Here is a 24,044-nt window from a genome sequence, read left to right on the forward strand (position 1 = left end):
CCAGCTCGTCACCCCTTCAAGTGAATAATCAGCTTTTCATTCGGCTTGTCGTGCTGAATCCGTCGGGCTGCGTGTGAGGTTGACGGCGCCGCGTCGGCACTTCAACGCACGAATCCTGCAAGGAAGAGGGTGGACGGATGATGGCCGCCACGAAACGGATCGCACTGGGTGCCGCGGTCGCGGCTCTGGTCGCCGGCCTGGCCGGTTGCTCGGGCTCCGGTACCGGGGCCACACCCGGAGCCGGCGAGAAGTCGGCGCCCGGCGCGGAGGGAAACTCTCCTGCCGCGGCGCCGAAGGGGCCGGTCAACCTCATCGGTGACGGCTCCACCGCCTTCACTGGGGCACAGCCGAAACTTCCTGTGGCCAAGCGCCTCAAGCCCGGCCAGAAGCCCCCGCAGTTCGTCGTGTTCTCGTGGGACGGCGCGGGCGAGGACAGTCAGAAGCTGTTCTCGCACTTCCGTGCGGTCGCGAAGAAGTACGACGCCACGATGACGTACTTCCTCAGTGGCGTGTACCTCCTTCCCGAGGAGAAGAAGGGGCTCTACGAACCGCCCCAGCATTCGGCGGGTCGCTCCGACATCGGTTTCAACGACACCGAGGGAATCCGCCACACGCTCACGGAGCTACGTTCCGCGTGGCAGGACGGTAACGAGATCGGCACCCACTTCAACGGGCACTTCTGCGGACCGGACGGGGGCGTCGGCACCTGGTCGGTGGAGGAGTGGAAGAGCGAGATCAGCCAGGCGAAGTCGTTCGTGAAGGGCTGGAAGACCAACGCCCCGGCCCTCAAGGGTGAGGCGCCTCTCCCCTTCGACTACGACAAGGAGCTGATCGGGGCCCGCACCCCGTGCCTGGAGGGGCAGAAGAACATGGTCGCGGCAGCGCGGACCATGGGGTTCCGCTATGACTCCAGTGGCGTCGGCAATCAGGTCTGGCCTATGAAGAAGGACGGGATCTGGGATCTCCCCCTGCAACTCGTCCCGGTACCAGGACGAGCCTTCGAGACGCTCTCGATGGACTACAACTTCATGTTCAACCAGTCCGGTACGACGCAGGGCGACCCGGGCAAGCACGAGTACTGGGGCAACCAGATGCGGGACGGTCTGCTTCAGGCGTTCAGCCGTGCCTACAACGGGAACCGAGCCCCGCTGATCATCGGCAACCACTTCGAATCCTGGAACGGTGGCACTTACATGCGCGCGATCGAGGAGACGATCAAGACGGTCTGCACCCAGCGGGACGTGCAATGCGTCTCCTTCCGCCGCCTGGCCGACTGGCTGGACGCCCAGGACCCCGCGACCCTCGACAAGCTCGGGACGCTGAAGGTGGGGCAGGCGCCGAAGCCGGGCTGGCCCGCGTTCCTGGCGGGTCCCGCCCCGGCTGAGACGCCTGCGGGCAGCCCCGTGCCCGCCAAGCCGGCGGACCAGCCGGCCGGCGGGAACGCGGACTAGGGGCAGGCCTGCGGCATCGCTCAGGCCGGCTGCGTGGTGCTCGACTCCGAGAGGTGTTCATGGAGGACGAAGGCGGGGTCGACCTGGGCAGCCAGGTCGGCGCCCGTCTTCTCGTTGCCCCAGCTCTCCGCGTTCTTCAGATGGAAGTGGACCATCTGCCGGGTGTAACGCTCCCAGTCGCGCATCTCGTACGAATCCTCCGCGGCGTTCTGCAGAGCTTGCAGTGCCATCCGGTTGTCCGCCTCGAGCAGCTCGAACGGAGCCGGACGGCCCTTCTCCATCGTCCTGACCCAGTCGGACTGGCCGACTCCGACAAGAAGGTCGTCGCCGACCTCGGAGCGCAGGAAGTCCAGGTCGTCCTCGCCCTGCACCTTGTTGCCCACGACCTTCAGTGCGACGCCGAAGTCCCGCGCGTACTCCTTGTACTGGCGGTAGACGGAGACACCCTTCCGGGTCGGCTCGGCGACCAGGAAGGTCATGTCGAAGCGAGTGAACATACCCGACGCGAACGAGTCCGATCCCGCCGTCATGTCGACCACCACGAACTCGTCCTGACCGTCGACCAGGTGGTTGAGGCACAACTCCACCGCCCCGACCTTGGAGTGGTAGCAGGCAACGCCGAGATCGGTCTCGGTGAACGGGCCGGTGGCCATCAGCCTGATCTCTCCGTCGTCCAGACGGACCGTGCGGGCGCAGGCGTCGTAGACGGGGTTGTCCTCCCGGACGCGCAGGAGGCGGGACCCCTCCCCAGGCGGCGTTGTCTTGATCATCGTCGCGGCGGAGGTGATGCGGGGGTTGCTCCCGCGGAGGTATTCCTTGATGAGAGGCAGCTGGGCACCCATGGCGGGCAGCGCGGCGGCCTCGTCCTCCCTCAGGCCCAGGGCGGCGCCCAGGTGCTGGTTGATGTCGGCGTCCACCGCGACGACGTGGGCTTCATTGGCAGCGAGGTGGCGGATGAAGAGCGAGGACAGCGTTGTCTTGCCGCTGCCGCCCTTCCCCACGAAAGCGATCTTCATATTCACCTAGGGTAGCCGCATGGTCGCTCACTGCTGTCGCGGTTCGTGAAGAACGCCACTCCCTGGCGGCATCGGGACCTGGGGCGCGTAGCCTCCCTACTTATGAGTACGACTTCCTCGGACCCGCTTGCCGCCCTGGGGGGCCTGCCGGGGGTCGCTGACGCGGTGGACTCCGTACGCAAGGCCGTCGACCGGGTCTACGGGCACCGGGTCATGCGGCGCCGCAGTAATGAGGTGACCGCCGAGGCCGCCCTGCGTGGAGCCCGCGGGTCGGCCGCTCTCTCAGGTGCCGACTGGAATCTCGAGGAGGTTCGCCGGCGCACCGATTTCAGGGGCGAGGACGAGGCTCGCACCATCGGCGCCGCTCTGAGACTCACCGCGGAGGCGGGGCAACTGCTCTCGATCTGGCGGCAGTCCCCCCTTCGCGTCCTGGCCCGGCTGCATCTGGTGGCGGCCGGCGGTGCGACTCCTGACGACGCGGTCGGCAGGCCCCGGGTGGCCGGTGAGCCGGTCGACGAGCCGCTGATCGAGGCCCCCGTCCCCGGCGCGGAGGAGGTGTCCGGGCGACTCGAGGGGCTATCGCAGCTGATCATTTCCGGTAGCTCCGCACCTGCGCTGGTCATGTCCTCGGTGGTGCACGGTGAACTGCTGGCGCTGCGCCCCTTCGGGTCGCACAACGGTCTGGTCGCCCGGACCGCCGAGCGCATCGTGCTGATCGGCAGTGGGCTCGACCCGAAGTCGATCTGTCCTGCCGAGGTCGGTCATGCTGAACAGGGACGTGCGGCCTACGTCGCCGCGTTCGGGGGGTATCTGTCGGGGAGCCCCGAAGGCATGGCCGCCTGGATCGCCCACTGCGGTCGCTCGGTCGAACTGGGAGTCAGGGAGTCGACGGCGGTGTGTGAAGCGCTGCAGCGCGGCGCCGCTTAGGGATTCGCCGTTCCGGCGCTGCCTGTCGGTGCCGGGTGGCGAGCGTGCGCCAAGAGGCTCGGCACAGGGTTGCGGCGGTACCGGTTCCGGTACCGCCGCTGGCACGTCCGCCCAGTTACCAAGCGTCCTCGATGTACGCCCATCAGGCCGGGTTCTTTGCCCGTCACCTGGTGCGGCTGGCCCGTAATCGACGGGTCGACGTCGCGTGGGTGCTCGACTTCCGTGCTCGGTCCGTGGGGCCTTCTGCGCGTGAAAGGTGATCCTCGCGGATGTCCTTGGTCTCGCGGGCCGTTGAGTCCTTTGTACTCCAGGGCCAGGGCGAGCGGAAGACTTGGCCGTATTTCTTTACTTTCGCGTGCGAATGAGGTCGAGTCGGACATTTCCTGGAGGGTCAATTGCGTGGATGGTGAATCGCATTGCCGGGCCCGGGCGTGAGGCGATCCCACCGGTGCGGGTCTGTCAGGTCATGACCGCCGAGGCTCGGCGGCGGTTGGCGTACCAGACCAGTCCCGCGGTCACGGCAGCCGCACCCAGCGCGGCTGCGGCCACCAGTGCAGGGCGGGGCGGCATCGAGAACTCGGGCAGCCGCTGCTTGAGCCGCACAGGTCGGTCGAAGACGAGAATCGGCCACTCCCTGAGTGTCGCCTCGCGCCGCAGGGGCCGGTCCGGGTTGACGGCATGCGGGTATCCGACGGACTCGAGCATCGGTACGTCGGTCGCGGAGTCGCTGTACGCGTAGCAGCGCGAGAGGTCGTACCCCTCCGATTCGGCGAGGGCCTTGATCGCCTCGGCCTTGGTGGGGCCGTAGGCGTAGTACTCGATTTCGCCCGTGAAGCAGCCGTCGTCGCCCACCACCATCCGGGTCGCCACCACTCTGTCCGCGCCGAGCAGTTCCCCGATAGGTTCGACGACTTCGGCGCCCGAGGTCGAAACGATCACTACATCGCGTCCCGCGGTGTGGTGCTCCTCGATGAGGGTCGCGGCCTCGTCGTAGATGATCGGGTCGATCAGGTCGTGCAGGGTTTCGGCGACGAGGTCCTTGACCTGTTGGACGTTCCACCCCTTGCAGAGCGCGGAGAGGTATTCGCGCATCCGCTCCATCTGGTCGTGATCGGCACCTCCGGCAAGGAACACGAACTGTGTGTACGCGGTGCGCAGTACAGCGCGTCGGTTGATCAGCCCGCCTTGGTAGAAGGACTTGCTGAAGGTCAGTGTCGATGACTTCGCAATGACCGTCTTGTCCAGGTCAAAGAAGGCTGCTGTACGCGGCGAGAAGCAGTTTTCCACAAAGGTGAGCATAGGGGCCCGCCATTCGGCGTAAAGTCCGGCCGGTGGGTTTGCTTGAGAAGGTGCTCGGGTACACCATTGAAGTCACGGATCGTTCGCGACCGTGCTAACCCGGTCCGACTCCTCCCCCCCCGAGTCGGCCGTGGGGACGACCCCCGCTCTCCCCCCCGGCGGGGGTCGTCGCATGTCCGGATGCGTTTTGTCGGCAGAGGGTCGAGGTGCTCTCCCCTCTGCCGGTCACCGTTGGTCGCCTCTCGCGGGGTCGTGCCCACTCTGCCGCCGTCACTGTGCGTAGTGGAAGTGCTTCGCTGTGAAATCCCCCTGGACGGGCTACCGAGTTATTCACAACGCCGGAGTTGTCCACAGTTTGTGAGCAAGATCCACAAGTTTTTCCGTGCCGCTGCATGTTGATTCCACCCGCGAAGTCCGCGGGTTCCGGAATCGCGTCTCTCGGAAGCGTTCGAGATCGCCGCGAAACCGCACCGAAGGGGCAGTGAGAGAGGCGGAGAGCGTGGCTGGATCTTTGATGGGCGAAGGCGCGACGAGCGTCGAAGAGCGTCGGACCGGACCGCTGATCGTGACCGAGGACGCCGAGTTGCTGGACGATCTGCTCAGGTTGTGTGCGGCAGCCGGTGCGGTTCCAGAAGTCCATCAAGGCCCTCCGGGAGAGAGGGGAGGCTGGGAGCGGGCCCCGATGATTCTGGTGGGCGACGACGCGGCGCGTATGTGCCGCGGGCTGACCCGCAGGCCGGGGGTGATGCTCGTCGGCAGGGATCAGGACGATCCCGATGTATGGCGACGCGCGGTGGAGATCGGGGCCGAATACGTGCTTCGGCTGCCCGATTCCGAAGGGTGGCTCGTCGACCAGATCGCCAACGCGGTGGAAGGTGTGGGCAGGTCCGCTCTCACCGTGGGGGTGATGGGAGGACGCGGCGGCTCGGGCGCGTCCACGCTGGCCTGTGCGCTTGCCGTGACGGGGGCGAGGTCGGGGCGGCGGACCATGCTGATCGACGGCGACCCCCTGGGCGGCGGGATCGACGTGCTGCTGGGCGGCGAGGCGTCCGAGGGGTTGCGGTGGCCGGATTTCGCCCGTTCGAAGGGGCGAGTGGGCGGAGGGGCGCTTGAGGAGTCCCTGCCGGCGTTGCACGGGCTGCGGGTGCTCAGCTGGGGCCGGGACGACGAGGTGGCCGTTCCACCGCAGGCCATGCGGTCGGTTCTCGCCGCAGCGCGGCGACTCGGCGGTGTGGTGGTCGTCGATCTGCCGCGAAGGGTCGACGAAAGCGTGGCAGAGGCCTTGGCGCAACTGGATGTCGGACTGCTGGTCGTGCCCGGGGAGCTCAGAGCTGTCGCGGCAGCGCAACGAGTGGCGTCGTCGGCCCGCCTGGTGCTGAAGGACCTGCGGGTCGTCGCCCGGGGCCCCTACGCGGCAGGTCTGGACGAGCACTGGGTGGCACAGGCTCTGGGGATGCCACTCGTCGGCGATCTGCCCACGGAAGCCGGGTTGGCTTCGGCCCAGGACAGCGGTGCGCCCCCGGGCGGGAATCCCCACGGGGCGCTGGCGCGCTTCTGCGCGGCCTTCTGGGAACTGGCGGATGCCCCGGCGTGCCCGGACAGCGGTCCCGCCCGGCCTCGGGTGGGAGGTGCGCGATGACCGACGCGTTGTTCGATGCCGTGCGCCAGAGACTGGCCCGCAGCGGTGTGGCACCCACTCCGGCCGGGGTGGCAGCCGCTCTGAGGGAGCAGGGCCGGTTGCTCGGTGACGCGGAAGTCCTCGGCGCGGCGGAGGAACTGCGTGGCGAACTGGTCGGCACAGGCGTGCTGGAGCGGTTGCTCTCCGACCCGGCGGTGACCGATGTGCTGGTGTCGGCTCCGGACCGGGTATGGGTGGACCGCGGCGGTGGACTCGAGTTGACCCGGGTCGTGTTCCAGGATGCGGCTGCCGTCCGGAGGCTGGCTCAGAGGCTCGCCGCGGTGGCCGGGCGCCGACTGGACGACGCCCGGCCGTGGGTGGATGCCAGGCTGCCGGACGGAACACGCATGCACGCGGTCCTGCCACCGGTGTCCGTCGGCTCGACGTGCCTCTCGTTGCGTGTGGTGCGGCCCAAGGCCTTCACGCTGGGGGAGCTCGTGGCGGCGGGCACGGTCCCGCCCGGCGGTGACCGGCTGCTGAAGGCGCTGGTCGAGGCCAGGGTCTCGTACCTGATCAGCGGGGGAACCGGCGCGGGCAAGACGACCCTGTTGTCGAGTCTGCTGGGAGCGGTCGGCGAGAGGGAGCGGATCGTGCTCGCCGAGGATTCGGCGGAACTGCGACCGGATCATCCGCATGTCGTGCGGCTGGAGTCGCGTCCCGCGAATCAGGAAGGCGCCGGGCGGGTGACGCTGCGGGATCTCGTACGCCAGGCGTTGCGCATGCGACCTGACCGCCTGGTGGTGGGAGAGGTCCGGGGCGCCGAGGTGACTGAGCTACTGGCCGCGCTCAACACCGGGCACGAAGGCGGGTGCGGCACGGTCCACGCCAACGCCGCCGAGCATGTGCCGGCGCGTCTGGAGGCTCTGGGGACGGCTGCAGGCCTGGACCGGGCGGCTTTGCACAGTCAGCTGGCCGCCGCGCTCTCCGTCGTCGTCCACCTCGTACGGGACAGGAGCGGGCAGCGGCGTCTGGCCGAAGTCCACGTGCTCGAGCGCGATTCCGCAGGCGTGGTCGTCACCGTGCCGGCGCTCAGCTGGAGCGCCCGCGGGTTCCTTCCGGAACGGGGCTGGGAGCGGCTCGGCGCGTTGGTCGGGGAGGAGCTGTGACGGTCACGGGCTCGTACGCGCTGATGCACGTGCCGGAGTGGGCCATGGCAGGTCTCACCGGTCTGGCGGGCGGGCTCGTCGTGGCACGGGACCCAGGACCTCGGCGGGCTCGTGCCTTGATGGCCCGGGGGCGGAGGGAGCCGTGGGGGCCGGCGGCATGGGCCACGCTTCACAGCCTCTTCGACCGACGCCGGGAATGGCTGTGTGCCCCTGTGGCGGTCCTGCTCGCCGTGCTGGGCGAATCGGTGCTGCCACTGCTCGCGGGCGCTGTGGCGGTCCCTCTCGCGAGGCGTTGGCTGAGAAGTCGGAAACGACGGCGCGAGCGCGAGAAGGCGGCCCAGGCGGTGACGGCGCTCTGTGGGGCGGTGATCGGCGAGTTGCGTGCCGGGCGTGAGCCCGGGCAGGCCTTGCTGGCTGTCGCGCGGGACGCCGACGCGCTGGGCGCTTCCGAGCCCGCCGTGCTGGCCGCCGCGCGGTTCGGCGGAGATGTCCCGGCTGCCCTGCTGCAGGCATCGACCGGGCTGGGCCTCGACGGTCTCGCGGGGATGGCGGCCTGTTGGCGGGTCGCTGTTAACGGCGGAGCCGGACTCGGGGCAGGTCTGGCCCGCCTGGAGGGCGCGCTGCGGGGTGAAAGGAGGCAGCGGGAGGAGTTGCGGGCACAGCTGGCCGGAGCGTGGTCGACGGTGGTGGTACTGGCGTTGCTGCCGGTGCTGGGGCTGGGGCTGGGGGCGGCACTCGGAGCGGACCCGCTGAGGGTTCTGCTGCACAGCCCGGGCGGACTCGTCTGCCTGGTGGCCGGCGGCCTTCTGGAGGCCGCGGGTCTGTTCTGGGCATCGCGGATCGTGCGGGCGGGGGAGGCGGGATGAGCTTGATGCCCGCCCCGGGGGAATGGCTGACGACGGCCGGATGGCTGGGGGCGGCGCTGGGCACAGCCGTCTACCTCACCCTCGTGATGACCGGCCGACGACACGAGCGGTGCGTACGCAGGCGGGGGGCGCGGCTGACCAATACCAGTGCGGGCAAGCGGATACGGGGGCGGCTGGGCCGGTGGGCGCGGTGCCGGGACTCTGTGCGTCTGTGGGCGGTGCTCCTGGCCGTCTGGGCGGCCGGCTGGGTCCTTGTCGGCGGGGTCGCCGGATGCGGGGCCGGCCTCCTGGCGGCATACGGGGTGCGCCGGTGGTGGCGCTCAGCGAGGGGGCGTGACCCGGCCGGCCACGAAGCCGAGGCCGCTCTGATCGCGCGGCAACTGCCGATCACCGCAGACCTCCTGGCCTCCTGCCTTTCGGCGGGTGCCGGACCGCGGGAGGCGGCGGAGGCGGTCGGGGAGTCGGTTGCCGGTCCGGTCGGCGAGCGGCTGACTCGCACTGCGGCCGAGATTTTCCTCGGTGGTGAACCGGACGAGGCCTGGCGCCGGTTCGGGGAGTTGCCGGGTGCGGCGCCGCTGGCCCGTTGCCTGGCACGCGCCACGTCGACAGGGGCACCTGCGGCGGAGCCGGTCTCCAGGCTGGCCGAGGAGATACGCGCCGAACGGGCGAGCGCGGCTGTGGCGCGTGCGCAGCGTGCAGGGGTGCTGATCACCGCTCCGGTGGGGCTCTGCTTCCTGCCCGCCTTCCTCGCGGTGGGAGTGGCGCCGGTGGTGATCGGGCTGGCGACCGGCCTCTCGCGAAGCGGCTGAGGCTCAGCTGCGCCATGAGGCACCAAGCCCGCTCTGGTGCGGGCCGCTGCGGTGACGGGCGGGGCCCGTTTCTCGGCGGGGTCAGAGGCGGATCTCGGCGGGGCCCGAGTCATTTCTGCGCGCGAGTCGTGAGTCGGCTGAGCGCCGGAACCGGACGGCTGAATGGTTCCGAGCGGAGGAAAGGACGGGGCAGGCCCCGAATGAAGCGCTGAACTAACAGTTCCGGATGCAACAAACGTGATTTCCGAGACATGGGGGTTGAAATGGCGGTCGAAATGGGCGGGAAATTCATGGAACGGTCTCTTAGGGCTCTGCGTCGTGCATGGGTGGCACGGTTCGGAAGGCGTGCCCGTTGCTGGGGCCCCGACCGGGGGATGACGACGTCCGAGTACGCGGTGGGGACCATCGCGGCCTGCGCGTTCGCGGCTGTGCTTTACAAGGTGGTCACCAGCGGGGCGGTGCTGTCCGCGCTGCAGTCACTGATCAAGGACGCCCTCGGTGCGAAGTTCTGAGGGGGCGCGCGGGCGCGGGAGCGGAGACCGGGGCGCGGTGACGGCGGAGGCCGCGATGGCCCTCACCGTGCTTGTGGCGTTCGTTTTCGCTCTGGTCTGGGCGCTGGTGGCCGCGGCGGACCAGATCCGCTGTGTGGATGCAGCGCGCGCCGGAGCGCGGGCGGCGGCCCGGTCCGAGCCTGACGCCGCGGTGCGGTCCGCGGCGCGGGAGGCGGCGCCTGACAGGGCCCAGGTCGCCGTGGAGCGTGCAGGGGAGCTGTGGCGGGTCCGGGTGGAGGCGCCGACGCCGGGGCCGGGACCGCTGGCTCTGACCCTGAGCGCTGAGGCGGTCGCCATGGCGGAGGACGGCGTGGGGGCGGAGGACAGCGTGGGGGCGAAACCGTGACGTGGAGGGGGAGAGGAGAGGGTCCTGGAGACCGAGGGCTGGCGACCGTCTGGGTGGCGGTCACGACAGCGACACTCTGCGCGGTGTTCGCGACCGTACTCGCGCTCGGCCAGGCCGTGGCCGCCCGTCACAGGGCCGGCGGCGCGGCGGACCTGGCGGCGCTTGCCGCGGCCGATCAGGCATTGCGGGGCGCGCAGGCGGCGTGCGGGGCGGCCACCGAGGTCGCTGTGTCCCAAGGAGCGGAGATCGTGCGCTGCGGGGTTCGAGGTGAGATCGCCGACGTGACGGCTCGTGCGCGCTTCGGCCCCTACGCACCCGAGGTCAGGTCGAGAGCAGGACCCCCACAGGCGTTGTCCTCCCCCGGTGGTGTCGTCGGCGCGGTCGTTCGCCAGGGAAACGCGGCCGCACCTGACATTCCTCAGTCGGCGTCGCCAGGTCGCGCGTCCTCCGCGCCGTCGGCCGGGCGTACCTCCCCGGGTCCCGGCGGCGCCGTCCTGAGTAGTTCGGTCAGGAGACGTACCGCGCCCCGTTTGTGCAGAGGTTCGTTGCCGTTGCCGCACTTGGGGGACTGGATGCAGGACGGGCAGCCCGCATCGCACTCGCAGGACGCGATGGCCTGACGCGTAGCGGCGAGCCAGGTGCGTGCCGTGTGGAAGGCGCGCTCCGCGAAACCGGCGCCACCGGGGTGGCCGTCGTAGACGAACACCGTGGGAAGGAGCGTGTCGGGGTGCAGGGGAACGGAGACACCACCGATGTCCCAGCGGTCGCAGGTGGCGAAGAGCGGCAGCATCCCGATGGATGCGTGTTCCGCTGCGTGCAGGGCGCCTCCGAGGATCTCCGGGCTGATCCGGGCGGCGTCCAGCTGGTCCTCGGTGACCGTCCACCACACGGCGCGGGTACGCAGGGTGCGCGGCGGCAGGTCGAGTTTGGTCTCGCCCAGGACCTCTCCGGTGATCAGCCTGCGGCGCAGGAAGGAGACGACCTGGTTGGTTACCTCGACGGAGCCGAAGCAGAGCCGTCCGTCACCCCACGGGATCTCGGTGTCGGTTTCCAGCACGGAGATCGCCGTCGTGTCGCGGGCGTTGGTGGAGTAGGGAGGGACGGCTTCCTCCACCAAGGCCACCGAGTCCTCCAGATCGAGGGTTCGGACCAGGTAGGTCCGGCCCTGGTGGAGGTGGACGGCGCCCTCGTGGACTGAGGTGTGCGCGGCTGCTTCGTCAACGGTTCCCAGCAGTCGGCCGGTGCCCGTCTCGACGATCTGGACCGGACGGCCGCCCCCGCCTCGGATGTCGGTGAGGTCGGCTGCGCGTTCACGGCGCGTCCAGTGCCAGCCCGTCGTCCGCCTGCGCAGCAGTTTCGCGGCCTCCAGCTGTGGCAGAAGCTCGGGCACAGCGGGACCGAAGAGCGCGATGTCGGCTTCCGTGAGGGGGATCTCGGCGGCAGCGGCGCACAGGTGCGGGGCGAGGACGTAGGGGTTGTCCGGGTCCAGGACGGTCGACTCCACGGGCTGGTCGAACAGCGCCTCGGGATGGTGGACGAGGAAGGTGTCGAGCGGGTCGTCCCGCGCCACGAGGACGGCGAGGGCACCCTGTCCCGAGCGTCCGGCTCGCCCCGCCTGCTGCCAGAGGGAGGCGCGGGTGCCCGGATAGCCGGCGATGACGACGGCGTCCAGCCCCGAGACGTCGATGCCGAGTTCCAGGGCGGACGTGGCGGCCAGTCCGAGCAGGTCCCCGGAGTGCAGTGCTCTTTCCAGTGCCCGGCGTTCCTCGGGCAGGTAACCGCCTCGGTAGGCGGCGACGCGCCCGGGCAGTGAGCGGTCCACCTCGGCGAGCCGCTCCTTGGCGATGACGCAGATGAGTTCGGCGCCCCGCCGGGAGCGTACGAAGGCGACCGAGCGCACGCCCTGGACGGTCAGGTCGGTCAGGAGGTCGGCGGTCTCGGCGGTGGCCGTACGGCGTACCGGAGCCCCCTTCTCGCCGTGCAGGTCGGTCAGTGGCGGCTCCCACAGGGCGAAGACCATCTCTCCCCTGGGCGAGGCGTCGTCGGCGACCTCCTTGACGGGCAGGCCCGTGAGGCGGCCCGCGGCGACGGACGGCTGTGCCGAGGTGGCGGAGGCCAGGAGGAAGACGGGATCGGATCCGTAGCGCGCGCATAGACGGCGAAGGCGGCGCAGCACCTGGGCGACGTGGGAGCCGAATACGCCCCGGTAGGTGTGGCACTCGTCGATCACGACGAAGCGGAGAGCACGCAGGAACGAGGCCCACCGGGGGTGGGACGGGAGGATGCCCCTGTGCAGCATGTCGGGGTTCGTCAGGACGTAATTGGCGTACTGACGCACCCATTCGCGTTCTTCGACCGGCGTGTCCCCGTCGTAGACCGCCGGCCGGATCGCGGAGCCGAGGGGCGTCGCGAGAGCCTTCACCGCGCGGCGCTGGTCGGCGGCGAGAGCCTTGGTGGGCGCCAGGTACAGGGCGGTGGTGCCACGGCCGTTCGGGGCATGGGAGCCGTCGAGGAGGGTACTCAGTACCGGAGCGAGGTAGGCGAGCGACTTCCCGGACGCCGTTCCGGTGGCGATCACGACGGACTCGCCGTCCAGTGCGTGTTCGGCCGCGGCGGCCTGGTGGGTCCACGGATGGTCGATTCCGGCCCGGCCGATTGCAGAAATCACTTCTGGCCGGATGCGATCAGGCCAGGTGGCATGGGTTCCCGCACGCGGGGGCAAGTGCTCCGTATGAGTGATGCGCGCTGCCCGGCCCGCCGCTGCGGCGAGCCGGTCGAGAACCACTGCGGGAGAGGGGCGCGAGCCTGTGTTCCCGGGTGGTCGACTGGGGCGGTGATTCTTGGCCATCGGCATCGAGTGTGTCACTGGCGTGACGGACAATGGCCCCAAGGCGTCGTGCATGGCTGCTGGTAAGTGATTGAATGCCATCGCGGCTGGCGATCCGTCCCCTGGCCTCCGTCGGGGAGACCGAGGGGCGACCGCTCGATAGCAAGGTGCTGGAGGATCCGTGGACCTGTCCCTGTCGACTCGCAATGTGTCCGGGCCTGGTGGCGACCGTACGGTCGTCGAGGTCGGTGGCGAGATTGATGTGTATACCGCGCCCAAGCTGCGCGAGCAGTTGGTCGAGTTGGTGAATGACGGCAGCTACCACTTGGTTGTCGACATGGAAGGCGTCGACTTCCTCGACTCCACCGGCCTCGGCGTGCTCGTGGGCGGCTTGAAGCGTGTTCGGGCCCATGAGGGCTCGCTGCGCCTGGTGTGCAACCAGGAGCGCATTCTCAAGATTTTCCGGATCACAGGCCTGACCAAGGTGTTTCCGATTCACACCACGGTCGACGAGGCTGTCGCGGCCACCGACTGAGTCGGTGCAGGCCGGCAGTTCCAAGGTCGGCAGGCATGGCGGTGACGGACCGGCAGGCGGCAGCAGATGGGCCGCCACGAGCAGGCGGTCGACCATGTGGTCGGCTGCCGGCTTCGTCGGTTCCCGGGGGAGAATGAGAGCAGGGGTACCGGGCGCCACGCCCGGGCCCCTGAGATGCACGCCCATACGTTCGAGGGGGATGGCATGCCAACCGTTGAACTCCGCTTCAGCGCTCAGCCCGAACACGTCAGGACGGCCCGCCTCGTGGCAGCCGCGGTGGCGCGCCGGGCCGGCGTCGACGAGGCGGTGCTCGACGAAGTCAGACTCGCCGTCGGCGAGGCGTGCAGCCGTGCCGTAGGGCTGCATCGGAGCCATGACATCGCCGCCCCCGTCACGGTCGTTCTGACCGAGGACGAGAAGGCGTTCTCCATCGAGGTCGGTGACGGGCATCTCACCCCTGGAAGCGGCACCTCGGCGTCGGGAGTGCCCGGCGCCGGAGGTCCAGGCGTCCCGGAGACGGATGCCGACAGCGAGGACGAGATGGGCCTCGCCGTCATCAGCGGACTGGTCGACGACGTGGAAGTCCGTACGGGTGCCGACGGCGGCGTGATCCGCATGACCTGGCCGACAACTCCGGCTGTCGTGCTTCCCTGACTCACCCCGCCCGGTGCCGCTGTTCCGGCCGGGCGTGATGCACACCGCCCGCCCGGCTTTGCTCAGCGGGCGTGGTTCACGCACCCGGCCCTGCTCGGTGCGCATGATTCACGACCTGCCCGGCCCTGCTCGGACCCGCATCACATGCCGCGTTGCCTCCGATGGGGCGGCCCATCCCCCAAGGTGCCTTCACTGTTGCGTTGGGGCGCTCGCTCCGCCCGCGCGGTTTCGTTTCCGCGCAGCTCATGCGCCGATCTGAGCGAACCTGCCTACCCCGGTCGTCATTCCACCAAGCGTGTTCAGCCCTGTTGCCTCGACCCCGGGGCGCCCGGCTGACAGGGGGTGCGTCGCGTTCTCGGGCCTTGTCGCCTGTGAACCCTTGTCTGCTTCGAACCCTGGCCTGCTTCCGGCCCCGCTTCAAGCCCGGTTCCTGAACCTGACAGCTTCAGGGCAGGCATAGGCCACGGCCGGCATCCGACACGGCCGGCATCCGACACGGCCGGCATCCGACGGCCGACATCGGCCACGGCCGGCATCCGACACGGCCCGCTGCGGACATGGTCTGCCTCCGGCGTGGTCTGCCTCCGGCGTGCGTGGTCTGCCTCCGGCGTGGTCGGCGAAGCTACGGTGGGCAGAAGTTCTTCTTTGCTCTTGATCAGTGAGCTCTTGATCAGTTGATCTCCGACAATTCATGCTCGTCATGCGTCAGTCCCGTTACTGCATTCGGGTCCAGGTGTGTCCGAGATCATTTGCCGTTGGGTGGACTAAAAGCGATTTCATTGACCACCCACTGTTTTGGTCGGACGCTTCTCCCTACAATCCGTCCACGTCTTGAGCGCTCAGCGTCAAGGAGGACGTATGGCGGAGTTCTTCAACACCCCACTGGCAGAACTGACGCACGTGTCCGTACCTTCCGGCCGGTCAGCCCCACTCGCAGCCGCAGTACTCACCGATGGGAACCGGCTGATCGTCGTCTTCATCGCGGTCGTCGCCCTTGCCGCGCTGGTGGTGGCCCGGTTGCTGGCGCGCCAGGTGCTGGCCGCCGGAGAAGGCACCGCACGAATGAAAGAGATCGCGGCCGCCGTCCAGGAAGGCGCCAACGCCTATCTGGCACGGCAGCTGCGTACCGTCGGAATTTTCGCCGTGGTCGTGTTCTTCCTGCTTCTGCTGCTTCCGGCCGACAACTGGTCGCAGCGCGCCGGGCGCTCGCTGTTCTTCCTGGTGGGGGCGCTTTTCTCGGCAGCCACCGGGTACATCGGTATGAGGCTCGCCGTCCGAAGTAATGTGCGCGTGGCCGCCGCCGCGCGGGAAGCGACTCCCGCGCAGGGCGAACCTGAGAAAGACCTCACCGCTGTTTCGCACAAAGCGATGAAGATCGCTTTTCGTACGGGTGGCGTAGTCGGCATGATCACGGTGGGCCTCGGCCTGCTCGGTGCGTCCTGCGTGGTGCTCGTCTACGCCGCGGACGCACCCAAGGTGCTGGAGGGCTTCGGTCTCGGTGCCGCATTGATCGCCATGTTCATGAGGGTCGGCGGCGGCATCTTCACCAAGGCCGCCGATGTGGGCGCCGACCTCGTGGGCAAGGTGGAGCAAGGCATCCCCGAGGACGATCCGCGCAACGCCGCCACCATCGCCGACAACGTGGGTGACAACGTCGGTGACTGCGCGGGCATGGCCGCAGACCTCTTCGAGTCGTACGCCGTGACGCTCGTGGCCGCACTCATTCTGGGCAAGGCCGCCTTCGGGGACGCGGGGCTCGCCTTCCCGCTGATCGTGCCGGCGATCGGGGTGGTCACGGCGATGATCGGGATCTTCGCCGTGGCTCCCAGGCGCGCCGACCGCAGCGGGATGAGCGCCATCAACCGCGGATTCTTCGTGTCCGCGGTGATCTCCCTCGTCCTCGTGGCAGTGGCCGTCCTCGTCCATCTGCCGTCCTCCTATGCCGGGCTGCGCGGTGTCACGGACGACGCCATCACCTCGCACGGCGGTGACCCGCGCGTCCTCGCGCTGGTCGCCGTGGCCATCGGGATCGTGCTCGCCGCTCTGATCCAGCAGCTCACGGGCTACTTCACCGAGACCACCCGGCGTCCCGTGCGGGACATCGGGAAGTCCTCGCTGACCGGTCCGGCGACCGTCGTGCTCGCGGGCATCTCCCTCGGCCTGGAGTCCGCGGTCTACACAGCTCTCCTGATCGGTCTAGGCGTCTACGGCGCGTTCCTGCTCGGCGGCACGTCGATCATGCTCGCGCTCTTCGCGGTGGCCCTGGCGGGAACCGGCCTGCTCACCACCGTGGGCGTCATCGTCGCGATGGACACCTTCGGTCCGGTCTCCGACAACGCCCAGGGAATCGCCGAGATGTCCGGAGACGTCACGGGCGCGGGAGCTCAGGTCCTCACGGACCTCGACGCCGTCGGGAACACCACCAAGGCCATCACCAAGGGCATCGCGATCGCCACGGCGGTCCTGGCGGCGGCCGCCCTCTTCGGCTCCTACCGGGACGCGATCGCCACCGCCGTCGACGACGTGGGTGCCAGGGCGGGGGAGCTGGGGCTGAGCCTGGACATCTCCCAGCCGAACAACATGGTCGGCCTGATCCTCGGAGCCGCCGTCGTCTTCCTCTTCTCCGGGCTGGCCATCAACGCGGTCTCCCGGTCGGCGGGAGCCGTGGTTCACGAGGTGCGCCGGCAGTTCCGGGAGCACCCCGGGATCATGGACCGCACGGAGAAGCCCGAGTACGGACGCGTGGTCGACATCTGCACCAAGGATGCGCTGCGCGAGCTGGCCACGCCGGGTCTGCTCGCTGTCCTCGCCCCCATCGCGGTGGGATTCACCCTGGGGGTCGGGGCGCTCGGCTCGTATCTCGCGGGTGCCATTGCCACGGGAACCCTGATGGCGGTCTTCCTCGCCAACTCCGGTGGCGCGTGGGACAACGCCAAGAAGCTCGTCGAGGACGGTCACCACGGGGGGAAGGGGAGCGAGGCCCATGCCGCGACAGTCATCGGTGACACGATCGGCGACCCGTTCAAGGACACGGCGGGCCCGGCCATCAACCCGCTGCTCAAGGTGATGAATCTCGTGGCGCTGCTGATCGCCCCCGCGGTGGTGCAGTTCAGTTACGGCGACGATGCCAGCGCGGGCGTGAGGACCTTGGTCGCCGTCATCGCCGTCGTGGTCATCATCGGCGCCGTCTACGTGTCCAAGCGGCGGGGAATCACCGTGGGTGACAGCGGCGGTCAGACCGGTGACGGGGGTGGTGCTGACGGTCCTGCCGGGGCCACCGGCCCGGCGGCTCTCTCGTGAGTCCGGCGGTCACGGGCGGGGCGTTTTCGTGAGTCCGGCGGTCCCGAGCCGGACGGTCGGCAGGTGACGTCTGCTCAAAGGGGTGGCGGACGACGCACTCTGATGTGCCGTCCGCCGCCGCCCTCGTGCGCGGATGCTCTCGGCCGTCGGGATGGATCCGTACAGGCGTCCGGGTGGGCAGGTGAGTTGTATCTCCCTCACTTCTCTTGGTGCAAATGGCTGCAAAAGAATACAAAGTGGATACCGGGCGCCTGATTGTCGCCCACTCGCCGTGTAAGTTCCGGGGCCGAGAGCCTTGGAAGGGACCCAATCCGGTGAACAAGAAGCTTGCAGCCGCACTGTCCGGCGGTGCGGTACTCGTACTGACGCTGTCGGGCTGCAGCGACGACAGCGACAACAAGGTGAACGACTGGGCGAAGAAGGTCTGTGACCAGGTTCAGCCCCAGTTGCAGAAGATCGCGAACGCCAACGCCGCGATCCAGCAGCAGACCGCCGACAACAGCAAGCCCGCCGACGTCCAGAAGACCGACTCGGCCGCCTTCCAGCAGATCTCGCAGGCGTACAAGGCACTGGGCACGGCCGTGGAGTCGGCGGGCGCGCCGCCCGTGGACGGCGGGGAGACCACGCAGAAGGAGGCCGTGAAGGAGCTCAACGCCTCCTCCGTGGCCTACGCGAGCCTGAAGACGAAGGTCGATGCGCTCGACACGAAGGACCAGGCGAAGTTCGCCGATGGTCTCAAGGGCATCGCCGACGAGCTGAACAAGATCAGCACCAACGGCGACCAGGCGCTGAAGAAGCTCCAGTCCGGCGAGGTCGGCTCCGCGATGGCGAAGCAGAAGGGGTGCCAGAAGCCCACGGCCTCTGCGCCTCCCGCCTCCGCTCCGTCCGCCCCGGCGTCGGAGTCCGCCTCGCCGTCGGCCTCGGCGAGCGAGAAGGCGTAGCAGCGACGAGGTGCTGGAGGGAGCCCTCGGCGCGATCCCGTAGAGGCGGACGGCCGGAGGAACGCGACCTCGTGGACGCGGGAAGGCCTGCGGGCCGGGCCGGGAGCACCGACGGTGGTCGTACCGGCACCCGTTCCGGCGGACACGCGCGTCAGCTCCGCCACCTCGGCGTCCGCGCGGCCCCGGATTCCCCGCTGCCGCAGGAGCCGTGAACAGCGCGCGGTCCCAGTGGCGGGACGCGCTCACAGCGGCCCGGCCGACCCTCACGGGCGCCGGGCCGCTGCCGTTGTCGGCGGGAGCGGCCACAATGGTCGGGTGAGTACGACCAGCCTCCCCGCATCCGCCCGTGCCGCCCGGCTCCGCGAAGCCCTGATCGCCGCCGCGTTCACCGCCGATGGCCTCCTCGAGCAGCTCGGCGCGCCCGCGTATGCCGCGCTCGCCCGCAGCGAGACCGTCCCAGCTCTCCGGGCCACCCGCGGAGACTCGCCGCTCGACACGCTGGTGCGGCTGTTCCTGCTGCAGTGCCCCGTGCCGGCCGCCGCGGCCGCCGCGGCCCTCCCGTTGGCGGAGTGCGTCGAGGACGGGTGGGTGGCCCAGGAGGGCGACCTGGTCAGGGCCACCGTCGATGTCCGCCCCTACGGCGGGCCCGAAGGGCAGGACTGGTTCATCGTCTCCGACCTGGGCTGCGCCGTCGGCGGCGCCGGCGGCATCGGCTCGCACGAGGAAGGCGTCGTCCTGGGCGTCGGCGGGGCCTCCACCACGCTCGCCGGGATCACGGTGCGAAAGCCCGTCACCTCGGCGCTCGATCTCGGCACGGGTTCCGGTATCCAGGCCTTGCACGCCGCCCAGCACGCCACTCGGGTCACCGCCACGGACGTCAACCCGCGCGCTCTGGAATTCACCCGTCTGACTCTCGCTCTGTCCGGAGCGGCGCCCGCCGATCTGCGGGAGGGGTCCCTCTTCGAACCCGTCGGTACGGAGACGTACGACCTGATCGTGTCCAACCCGCCCTTCGTCATCTCACCGGGTGCCAGGCTGACGTACCGCGACGGCGGCATGGGTGGTGACGATCTGTGCCGGACTCTCGTGCAGCAGGCCGGGGAGCGTCTCCGCGAAGGCGGTTACGCCCAGTTCCTCGCCAACTGGCAGCACGTGGACGGCGAGGAATGGCAGGACCGGGTGCGCTCCTGGGTGCCCGCCGGCTGCGATGCGTGGATCGTGCAGCGCGAGGTGCAGGACGTCACCCAGTACGCCGAGCTGTGGCTGCGTGACAGCGGCGACCACCGCACCGATTCAGCCGTGTACGCCGAGCGTTACGAAGCCTGGCTGGACGAGTTCGAGGCCCGCAGCACCAGGGCCGTCGGCTTCGGGTGGATCACGCTCCGGAAGTCCGCGGCCGCCGCAGGGAATCCGTCACTCGTTGCCGAGGAGTGGCCGCACGCGGTGGAACAGCCCCTCGGATCCGCCGTGGAGGCCCATTTCGCACGGCAGGACTATCTGCGTGAGCACGACGACGCGGCCCTGCTCTCCGCGCACTTCACCCTTGCCGAGGAGGTCGTGCAGGAGCAGGTGGGGCTGCCGGGCGCCGAGGACCCCGAGCATGTGGTGCTGCGTCAGCACCGCGGAATGCGCCGGGCGACCAAGGTCGATGCCGTCGGGGCTGGGTTCGCGGGTGTGTGCGACGGTTCGCTGCCGGCGGGCAGGATCCTGGACGCCATCGCCCAGCTGATGGCCGAGGACCCGGTGCTGCTCCGCGACCGCACCCCGCAGGCGATCCGACTGCTGGTGGAGGAAGGCTTCCTGGAGCCCGTGCGGTGACGAGGCGGCCGGCACCGGTGGTGCCGGCCGCTCCCCGGTCGCCCGGGGGCTCCGACTACCCCGGCTCCGGGCGCCGGTCGTACCGGCACGCACGGTCGGCACAGCTTCGCGCTCCTGCTCCGCTCCCGCACGTCTGCACAGCTGTGCGGTCCTGCTCCGCTCCCGCACGGCCGGCACAACTGCGCGGCCTCCGCTCCCGCACGCCGGATTCGCCCCCTCCTCGGCCGAACACCCTTCTGACCAGCGCCTCCTGTCGCGACCGCTGACGGCTCCGGTACGCCGTGCCGGGTTCCGCTCCCGCCGGTACGCCGGACAGCCGCGCCCCGTTCATCCCCGGTTCGTGCCGGCGCCGCCCCCGGGTGGCAGCCTCCCCTCAGTCGAGCCGTCCGCACGGTCCGACGGCTGGGCGGGCCACGTGGGCCGCGACGGCGTACGGGCCCGCGGCGGCAGCCGAGGGGAAGAGCGTGAGGGGTACGACATGGAGAGTGTCACCGCGGTCTTCGCCGGTGCGGCGTTCGCGCTGTTCGGCGCCGCCCTCCTCGTCTGGACCGGGGCGCGCACCATCCAGCGCGCGCCGGTGGCGCTCGGTGTGAGCCCCGTCGCCTCCACCGTTCTGGCCACGCTCTTCGGCGTACTCTTCCTCGTCCTCGGCGTGTGGTGCCTCACCCGCATCTGATCCTCTTGTCCGGCACGTCCGGCGGCCGTCGGACAGCCGCCCGGCTGGTTCCCCGACAGGGGTCCGAAACCCGCAGGCGACAGCCCCGCGAGGAGCGGACCGGGTGGTCCGGGCGGCAGGAATGGCGGAAGTCGGGTTACCGTTCGAGTGGCCGTTGCGGGCTTTTGCCGTTTGACACGGGGGCGGGTTGTACCGTCACACTCCGCAGCGACAGCACCGCGGGCAGCGTAAGAGCGCTGCCCGGATGCCCACGAGTGCCGACCGGAGAGAAGAGCGAAGTTGTCCCCGACCAGCGAGACCGCAGGCCGCCGACTCGTCATTGTCGAGTCGCCTGCCAAGGCGAAGACGATCAAGGGCTATCTCGGCCCCGGATACGTCGTCGAGGCGAGCGTCGGGCACATCCGCGACCTGCCGAGCGGCGCGGCCGAGGTGCCGGACGAGTACACCGGTGAGGTACGCCGCCTCGGCGTGGACGTCGACAATGACTTCCAGCCGATCTACGTCGTCAACGCAGACAAGAAGTCCCAGGTCAGGAAGCTCAAGCAGCTCCTCGCCGAATCCGACGAGCTCTTCCTCGCCACCGATGAGGACCGCGAGGGCGAAGCCATCGCGTGGCACCTGCAGGAAGTCCTCAGGCCCAAGGTCCCGGTCCACCGGATGGTCTTCCACGAGATCACCAAGGACGCGATCAGGGCCGCCGTCGCCAACCCGCGCGAGCTCAACCAGCGCATGGTCGACGCCCAGGAGACCCGCCGCATCCTCGACCGTCTCTACGGCTACGAGGTCTCGCCGGTCCTGTGGAAGAAGGTCATGCCGCGGCTCTCCGCGGGCCGTGTCCAGTCCGTGGCGACCCGCCTCGTCGTCGAGCGGGAGCGCGAGCGCATCGCCTTCCGCTCCGCCGAGTACTGGGACCTGACCGGCACCTTCGCCACCGGGCGCACCGGTGACATCTCCGATCCCTCGACGCTCACCGCCCGCCTCAGCGCGGTCGACGGGCGCCGTATCGCCCAGGGCCGCGACTTCGGTCCCGACGGGCAGCTCAAGCAGGGGTCGGCCCAGACGCTGCACCTGGACGAGGCCAACGCCCGCGCCCTGGCCTCGGCGCTCGCCGACTCCACGTTCGCGGTCCGCTCGGTCGAGTCGAAGCCCTACCGCCGCTCGCCGTACGCGCCCTTCCGCACCACGACCCTCCAGCAGGAGGCGAGCCGGAAGCTGGGCTTCGGGGCCAAGGCCACGATGCAGGTGGCGCAGAAGCTGTACGAGAACGGCTTCATCACCTATATGCGTACGGACTCCACGACCCTCTCGGACACCGCGGTCTCCGCGGCCCGGGCGCAGGTCACGCAGCTGTACGGGGCGAACTACCTGCCCGACAAGCCCCGCACCTACGCCGGCAAGGTCAAGAACGCGCAGGAGGCGCACGAGGCGATCCGCCCCTCCGGCGACCGCTTCCGCACTCCGGCGGAGACCGGCCTCACCGGTGACCAGTTCCGGCTCTACGAGCTGATCTGGAAGCGGACCGTCGCCTCCCAGATGAAGGACGCCACGGGTAACTCCGTCACGGTGAAGATCGGTGGCCGGGCGAGCGACGGCCGGGACGCCGAGTTCTCCGCGTCCGGCAAGACGATCACCTTCCACGGCTTCATGAAGGCGTACGTCGAAGGCGCGGACGACCCGAACGCCGAGCTGGACGACCGTGAGCGCCGTCTGCCGCAGGTCGCCGAGGGCGACGCGCTGACCGCCGACGAGGTCACGGTCGACGGTCACGCGACCAAGCCTCCGGCCCGGTACACCGAGGCGTCGCTGGTCAAGGAGCTCGAAGAGCGCGAGATCGGCCGCCCGTCGACGTACGCCTCGATCATCGGGACCATCCTCGACCGCGGCTACGTGTTCAAGAAGGGCACGGCCCTGGTGCCGTCGTTCCTCTCGTTCGCCGTGGTGAACCTGCTGGAGAAGCACTTCGGCCGGCTGGTCGACTACGACTTCACCGCCCGCATGGAGGACGATCTCGACCGCATCGCGCGGGGCGAGGCCCAGTCCGTGCCGTGGCTGCGCCGCTTCTACTTCGGTGCCGGCGACGACACGACCGGTGCCGGTGCGGCCTCCGACGCGGGCAACGGCGACGGGGACCACCTCGGCGGCCTCAAGGAGCTCGTGACCGACCTGGGCGCGATCGACGCCCGCGAGATCTCCTCGTTCCCCGTCGGCAACGACATCAAGCTCCGCGTCGGCCGTTACGGCCCGTACATCGAGCGGGGCGAGAAGGACTCCGAGGGCCACCAGCGCGCCGACGTGCCGGAGGAGCTGGCGCCCGACGAGTTGTCCGTGGAACTCGCGGAGGAGTTGCTGGCCAAGCCGAGCGGTGACTTCGAACTCGGCGCCGACCCGGTCAGCGGGAACCAGATCATCGCGAAGGACGGGCGCTACGGCCCGTACGTCACGGAGGTGCTGCCCGAGGGCACGCCCAAGACGGGCAAGAACGCGGTGAAGCCGCGGACCGCGTCGCTCTTCAAGTCGATGTCGCTCGACACGGTGACGCTGGCCGACGCGCTCAGGCTGATGTCGCTGCCGCGTGTCGTCGGTGAGGACGCCGAGGGCGTCGAGATCACCGCGCAGAACGGCCGCTACGGGCCCTACCTGAAGAAGGGCACGGACTCGCGTTCGCTGACGTCCGAGGAGCAGCTCTTCGACATCACGCTCGAAGAGGCCCTCGCGATCTACGCACAGCCGAAGCAGCGCGGGCGGGCCGCCGCCAAGCCGCCGCTGAAGGAACTGGGCACGGACCCCGTGAGCGGTGCCCCGGTGGTCGTCAAGGACGGCCGGTTCGGCGCGTACGTCACCGACGGTGAGACCAACGCGACGCTGCGGACCGACGACAGCGTCGAGGACATCACCCCGGAGCGCGGCTACGAGCTGCTCGCCGAGAAGCGGGCCAAGGGGCCCGCGAAGAAGAAGACGGCGAAGAAGGCCCCGGCCAAGAAGGCCACCGCGAAGAAGGCCACCACGGCCAAGAAGACGGCTGCCAAGAAGACGGCCGCGACCAAGACGACGGCCGCGAAGAAGACGACCGCCGCCAAGAAGGCGCCTGCGAAGAAGGCGACCGCCACCGCGAGGAAGTCGGCTTCGGCTCCGTCCGACGAGAGCTGACCCCGGGCCCGGACGCGCGGCGCCGAAGGCCGGGCGCCCGGTGTGAGGGGCCGGTCGCAGGGGTGTGAGGAGCCGGCCGTTCGCCGTGCTCGGATGC

Annotated in this window: 18 protein-coding genes and 1 pseudogene; 16 read left to right on the forward strand and 3 right to left on the reverse strand. The window is 69.7% G+C overall.

The genetic code is table 11. The annotated features are described in order from the left end of the window. Positions 1-137 precede the first annotated feature (137 nt). Positions 138-1,451: a polysaccharide deacetylase family protein gene (locus LWJ43_RS17515; protein ID WP_277333176.1), complete on the forward strand. Its 1,314-nt coding sequence runs from the start codon at positions 138-140 to the stop codon at positions 1,449-1,451. Between the two features lie 20 nt (positions 1,452-1,471). Here the strand turns inward: LWJ43_RS17515 and LWJ43_RS17520 are convergent, their stop codons facing one another. Continuing rightward, complete coding sequence (locus LWJ43_RS17520) at positions 1,472-2,467, reverse strand: ATP-binding protein (RefSeq protein ID WP_277333177.1); 996 nt, start codon at positions 2,465-2,467, stop codon at positions 1,472-1,474. A gap of 102 nt (positions 2,468-2,569) precedes the next feature. Between LWJ43_RS17520 and LWJ43_RS17525 the strand changes: the two genes are divergently transcribed. Continuing rightward, positions 2,570-3,394 (forward strand): Fic family protein, encoded by an 825-nt coding sequence (locus LWJ43_RS17525; protein ID WP_277333178.1) that lies wholly within the window; start codon positions 2,570-2,572, stop codon positions 3,392-3,394. 459 nt (positions 3,395-3,853) lie between these two features. Here LWJ43_RS17525 and LWJ43_RS17530 read toward each other — a convergent pair whose 3' ends face one another. Beyond that, positions 3,854-4,693, reverse strand: a complete 840-nt coding sequence (locus tag LWJ43_RS17530; RefSeq protein ID WP_277333179.1) for an HAD family hydrolase — start codon at positions 4,691-4,693, stop codon at positions 3,854-3,856. 514 nt (positions 4,694-5,207) lie between these two features. Between LWJ43_RS17530 and ssd the strand changes: the two genes are divergently transcribed. From ssd to LWJ43_RS33075, 7 genes and pseudogenes are all read left to right on the forward strand, one after another. Further along, on the forward strand, positions 5,208-6,332 hold the full coding sequence (ssd, locus tag LWJ43_RS17535) for a septum site-determining protein Ssd (protein WP_277333180.1): 1,125 nt from the start codon (positions 5,208-5,210) through the stop codon (positions 6,330-6,332). Then, complete coding sequence (locus LWJ43_RS17540) at positions 6,329-7,477, forward strand: TadA family conjugal transfer-associated ATPase (RefSeq protein WP_277333181.1); 1,149 nt, start codon at positions 6,329-6,331, stop codon at positions 7,475-7,477. Before ssd ends, LWJ43_RS17540 begins: the two co-directional genes overlap by 4 nt. A 23-nt stretch (positions 7,478-7,500) precedes the next feature. Then, complete coding sequence (locus LWJ43_RS17545; RefSeq protein WP_385447981.1) at positions 7,501-8,343, forward strand: type II secretion system F family protein; 843 nt, start codon at positions 7,501-7,503, stop codon at positions 8,341-8,343. Beyond that, complete coding sequence (locus LWJ43_RS17550) at positions 8,340-9,152, forward strand: type II secretion system F family protein (protein WP_462100889.1); 813 nt, start codon at positions 8,340-8,342, stop codon at positions 9,150-9,152. Before LWJ43_RS17545 ends, LWJ43_RS17550 begins: the two co-directional genes overlap by 4 nt. 275 nt (positions 9,153-9,427) lie before the next feature. Further along, positions 9,428-9,664: a DUF4244 domain-containing protein gene (locus LWJ43_RS17555; RefSeq protein WP_277335915.1), complete on the forward strand. Its 237-nt coding sequence runs from the start codon at positions 9,428-9,430 to the stop codon at positions 9,662-9,664. Further along, positions 9,651-10,049, forward strand: coding sequence for a TadE family type IV pilus minor pilin (locus tag LWJ43_RS17560; RefSeq protein ID WP_277333182.1), 399 nt, complete (start codon positions 9,651-9,653; stop codon positions 10,047-10,049). Before LWJ43_RS17555 ends, LWJ43_RS17560 begins: the two co-directional genes overlap by 14 nt. A gap of 83 nt (positions 10,050-10,132) precedes the next feature. After that, a pseudogene (locus LWJ43_RS33075) lies at positions 10,133-10,330 on the forward strand (Rv3654c family TadE-like protein); the annotation flags it as partial. 137 nt (positions 10,331-10,467) lie between these two features. Here the strand turns inward: LWJ43_RS33075 and LWJ43_RS17570 are convergent. Further along, positions 10,468-12,978 (reverse strand): DEAD/DEAH box helicase, encoded by a 2,511-nt coding sequence (locus LWJ43_RS17570; RefSeq protein ID WP_277333183.1) that lies wholly within the window; start codon positions 12,976-12,978, stop codon positions 10,468-10,470. A gap of 79 nt (positions 12,979-13,057) precedes the next feature. Here LWJ43_RS17570 and LWJ43_RS17575 point away from each other — a divergent pair, with 79 nt between their 5' ends. The 7 genes from LWJ43_RS17575 (at position 13,058) to topA (ending at position 23,947) form a co-directional block, all read left to right on the forward strand. Further along, complete coding sequence (locus tag LWJ43_RS17575) at positions 13,058-13,411, forward strand: STAS domain-containing protein (RefSeq protein ID WP_003967428.1); 354 nt, start codon at positions 13,058-13,060, stop codon at positions 13,409-13,411. A gap of 204 nt (positions 13,412-13,615) precedes the next feature. Continuing rightward, positions 13,616-14,065: an ATP-binding protein gene (locus LWJ43_RS17580; RefSeq protein WP_277333184.1), complete on the forward strand. Its 450-nt coding sequence runs from the start codon at positions 13,616-13,618 to the stop codon at positions 14,063-14,065. 858 nt (positions 14,066-14,923) lie between these two features. Next, positions 14,924-17,365 carry a sodium-translocating pyrophosphatase gene (locus LWJ43_RS17585; RefSeq protein WP_277333185.1) on the forward strand — a complete coding sequence of 814 codons (2,442 nt, stop codon included), beginning with the start codon at positions 14,924-14,926 and terminating at the stop codon, positions 17,363-17,365. 314 nt (positions 17,366-17,679) lie between these two features. Next, positions 17,680-18,306 carry a small secreted protein gene (locus tag LWJ43_RS17590; protein WP_277333186.1) on the forward strand — a complete coding sequence of 209 codons (627 nt, stop codon included), beginning with the start codon at positions 17,680-17,682 and terminating at the stop codon, positions 18,304-18,306. 315 nt (positions 18,307-18,621) lie between these two features. Further along, positions 18,622-20,124: a N5-glutamine methyltransferase family protein gene (locus LWJ43_RS17595; RefSeq protein ID WP_277333187.1), complete on the forward strand. Its 1,503-nt coding sequence runs from the start codon at positions 18,622-18,624 to the stop codon at positions 20,122-20,124. A 478-nt stretch (positions 20,125-20,602) separates the two neighbouring features. Next, the gene (locus LWJ43_RS17600; protein WP_277333188.1) at positions 20,603-20,800 is read left to right on the forward strand and encodes a hypothetical protein; all 198 of its coding nucleotides are present in this window, start codon (positions 20,603-20,605) and stop codon (positions 20,798-20,800) included. A 279-nt stretch (positions 20,801-21,079) separates the two neighbouring features. Next, a complete protein-coding gene (gene topA / locus LWJ43_RS17605) occupies positions 21,080-23,947 on the forward strand; it encodes a type I DNA topoisomerase (RefSeq protein ID WP_277333189.1) in 2,868 nt (955 codons plus the stop codon). The last annotated feature ends 97 nt before the right edge of the window (positions 23,948-24,044 follow it).

The organism is Streptomyces sp. JH34, from assembly GCF_029428875.1.
Classification (GTDB): Bacteria; Actinomycetota; Actinomycetes; order Streptomycetales; family Streptomycetaceae; genus Streptomyces.

Excerpts from the sequence above, each read along its gene's own strand:
- LWJ43_RS17580 (WP_277333184.1), top strand. The coding sequence starts at position 13,616 with ATGCCAACCGTTGAACTCCGCTTCAGCGCTCAGCCCGAACACGTCAGG.
- LWJ43_RS17545 (WP_385447981.1), top strand. The coding sequence starts at position 7,501 with ATGCACGTGCCGGAGTGGGCCATGGCAGGTCTCACCGGTCTGGCGGGC.
- LWJ43_RS17585 (WP_277333185.1), top strand. The coding sequence starts at position 14,924 with ATGGCGGAGTTCTTCAACACCCCACTGGCAGAACTGACGCACGTGTCC.
- LWJ43_RS17570 (WP_277333183.1), bottom strand. The coding sequence starts at position 12,978 with ATGGCATTCAATCACTTACCAGCAGCCATGCACGACGCCTTGGGGCCA.
- LWJ43_RS17530 (WP_277333179.1), bottom strand. The coding sequence starts at position 4,693 with ATGCTCACCTTTGTGGAAAACTGCTTCTCGCCGCGTACAGCAGCCTTC.
- LWJ43_RS17550 (WP_462100889.1), top strand. The coding sequence starts at position 8,340 with ATGAGCTTGATGCCCGCCCCGGGGGAATGGCTGACGACGGCCGGATGG.
- LWJ43_RS17540 (WP_277333181.1), top strand. The coding sequence starts at position 6,329 with ATGACCGACGCGTTGTTCGATGCCGTGCGCCAGAGACTGGCCCGCAGC.
- LWJ43_RS17555 (WP_277335915.1), top strand. The coding sequence starts at position 9,428 with ATGGGCGGGAAATTCATGGAACGGTCTCTTAGGGCTCTGCGTCGTGCA.
- LWJ43_RS17525 (WP_277333178.1), top strand. The coding sequence starts at position 2,570 with ATGAGTACGACTTCCTCGGACCCGCTTGCCGCCCTGGGGGGCCTGCCG.
- ssd (WP_277333180.1), top strand. The coding sequence starts at position 5,208 with ATGGGCGAAGGCGCGACGAGCGTCGAAGAGCGTCGGACCGGACCGCTG.
- LWJ43_RS17515 (WP_277333176.1), top strand. The coding sequence starts at position 138 with ATGATGGCCGCCACGAAACGGATCGCACTGGGTGCCGCGGTCGCGGCT.
- LWJ43_RS17520 (WP_277333177.1), bottom strand. The coding sequence starts at position 2,467 with ATGAAGATCGCTTTCGTGGGGAAGGGCGGCAGCGGCAAGACAACGCTG.
- LWJ43_RS17600 (WP_277333188.1), top strand. The coding sequence starts at position 20,603 with ATGGAGAGTGTCACCGCGGTCTTCGCCGGTGCGGCGTTCGCGCTGTTC.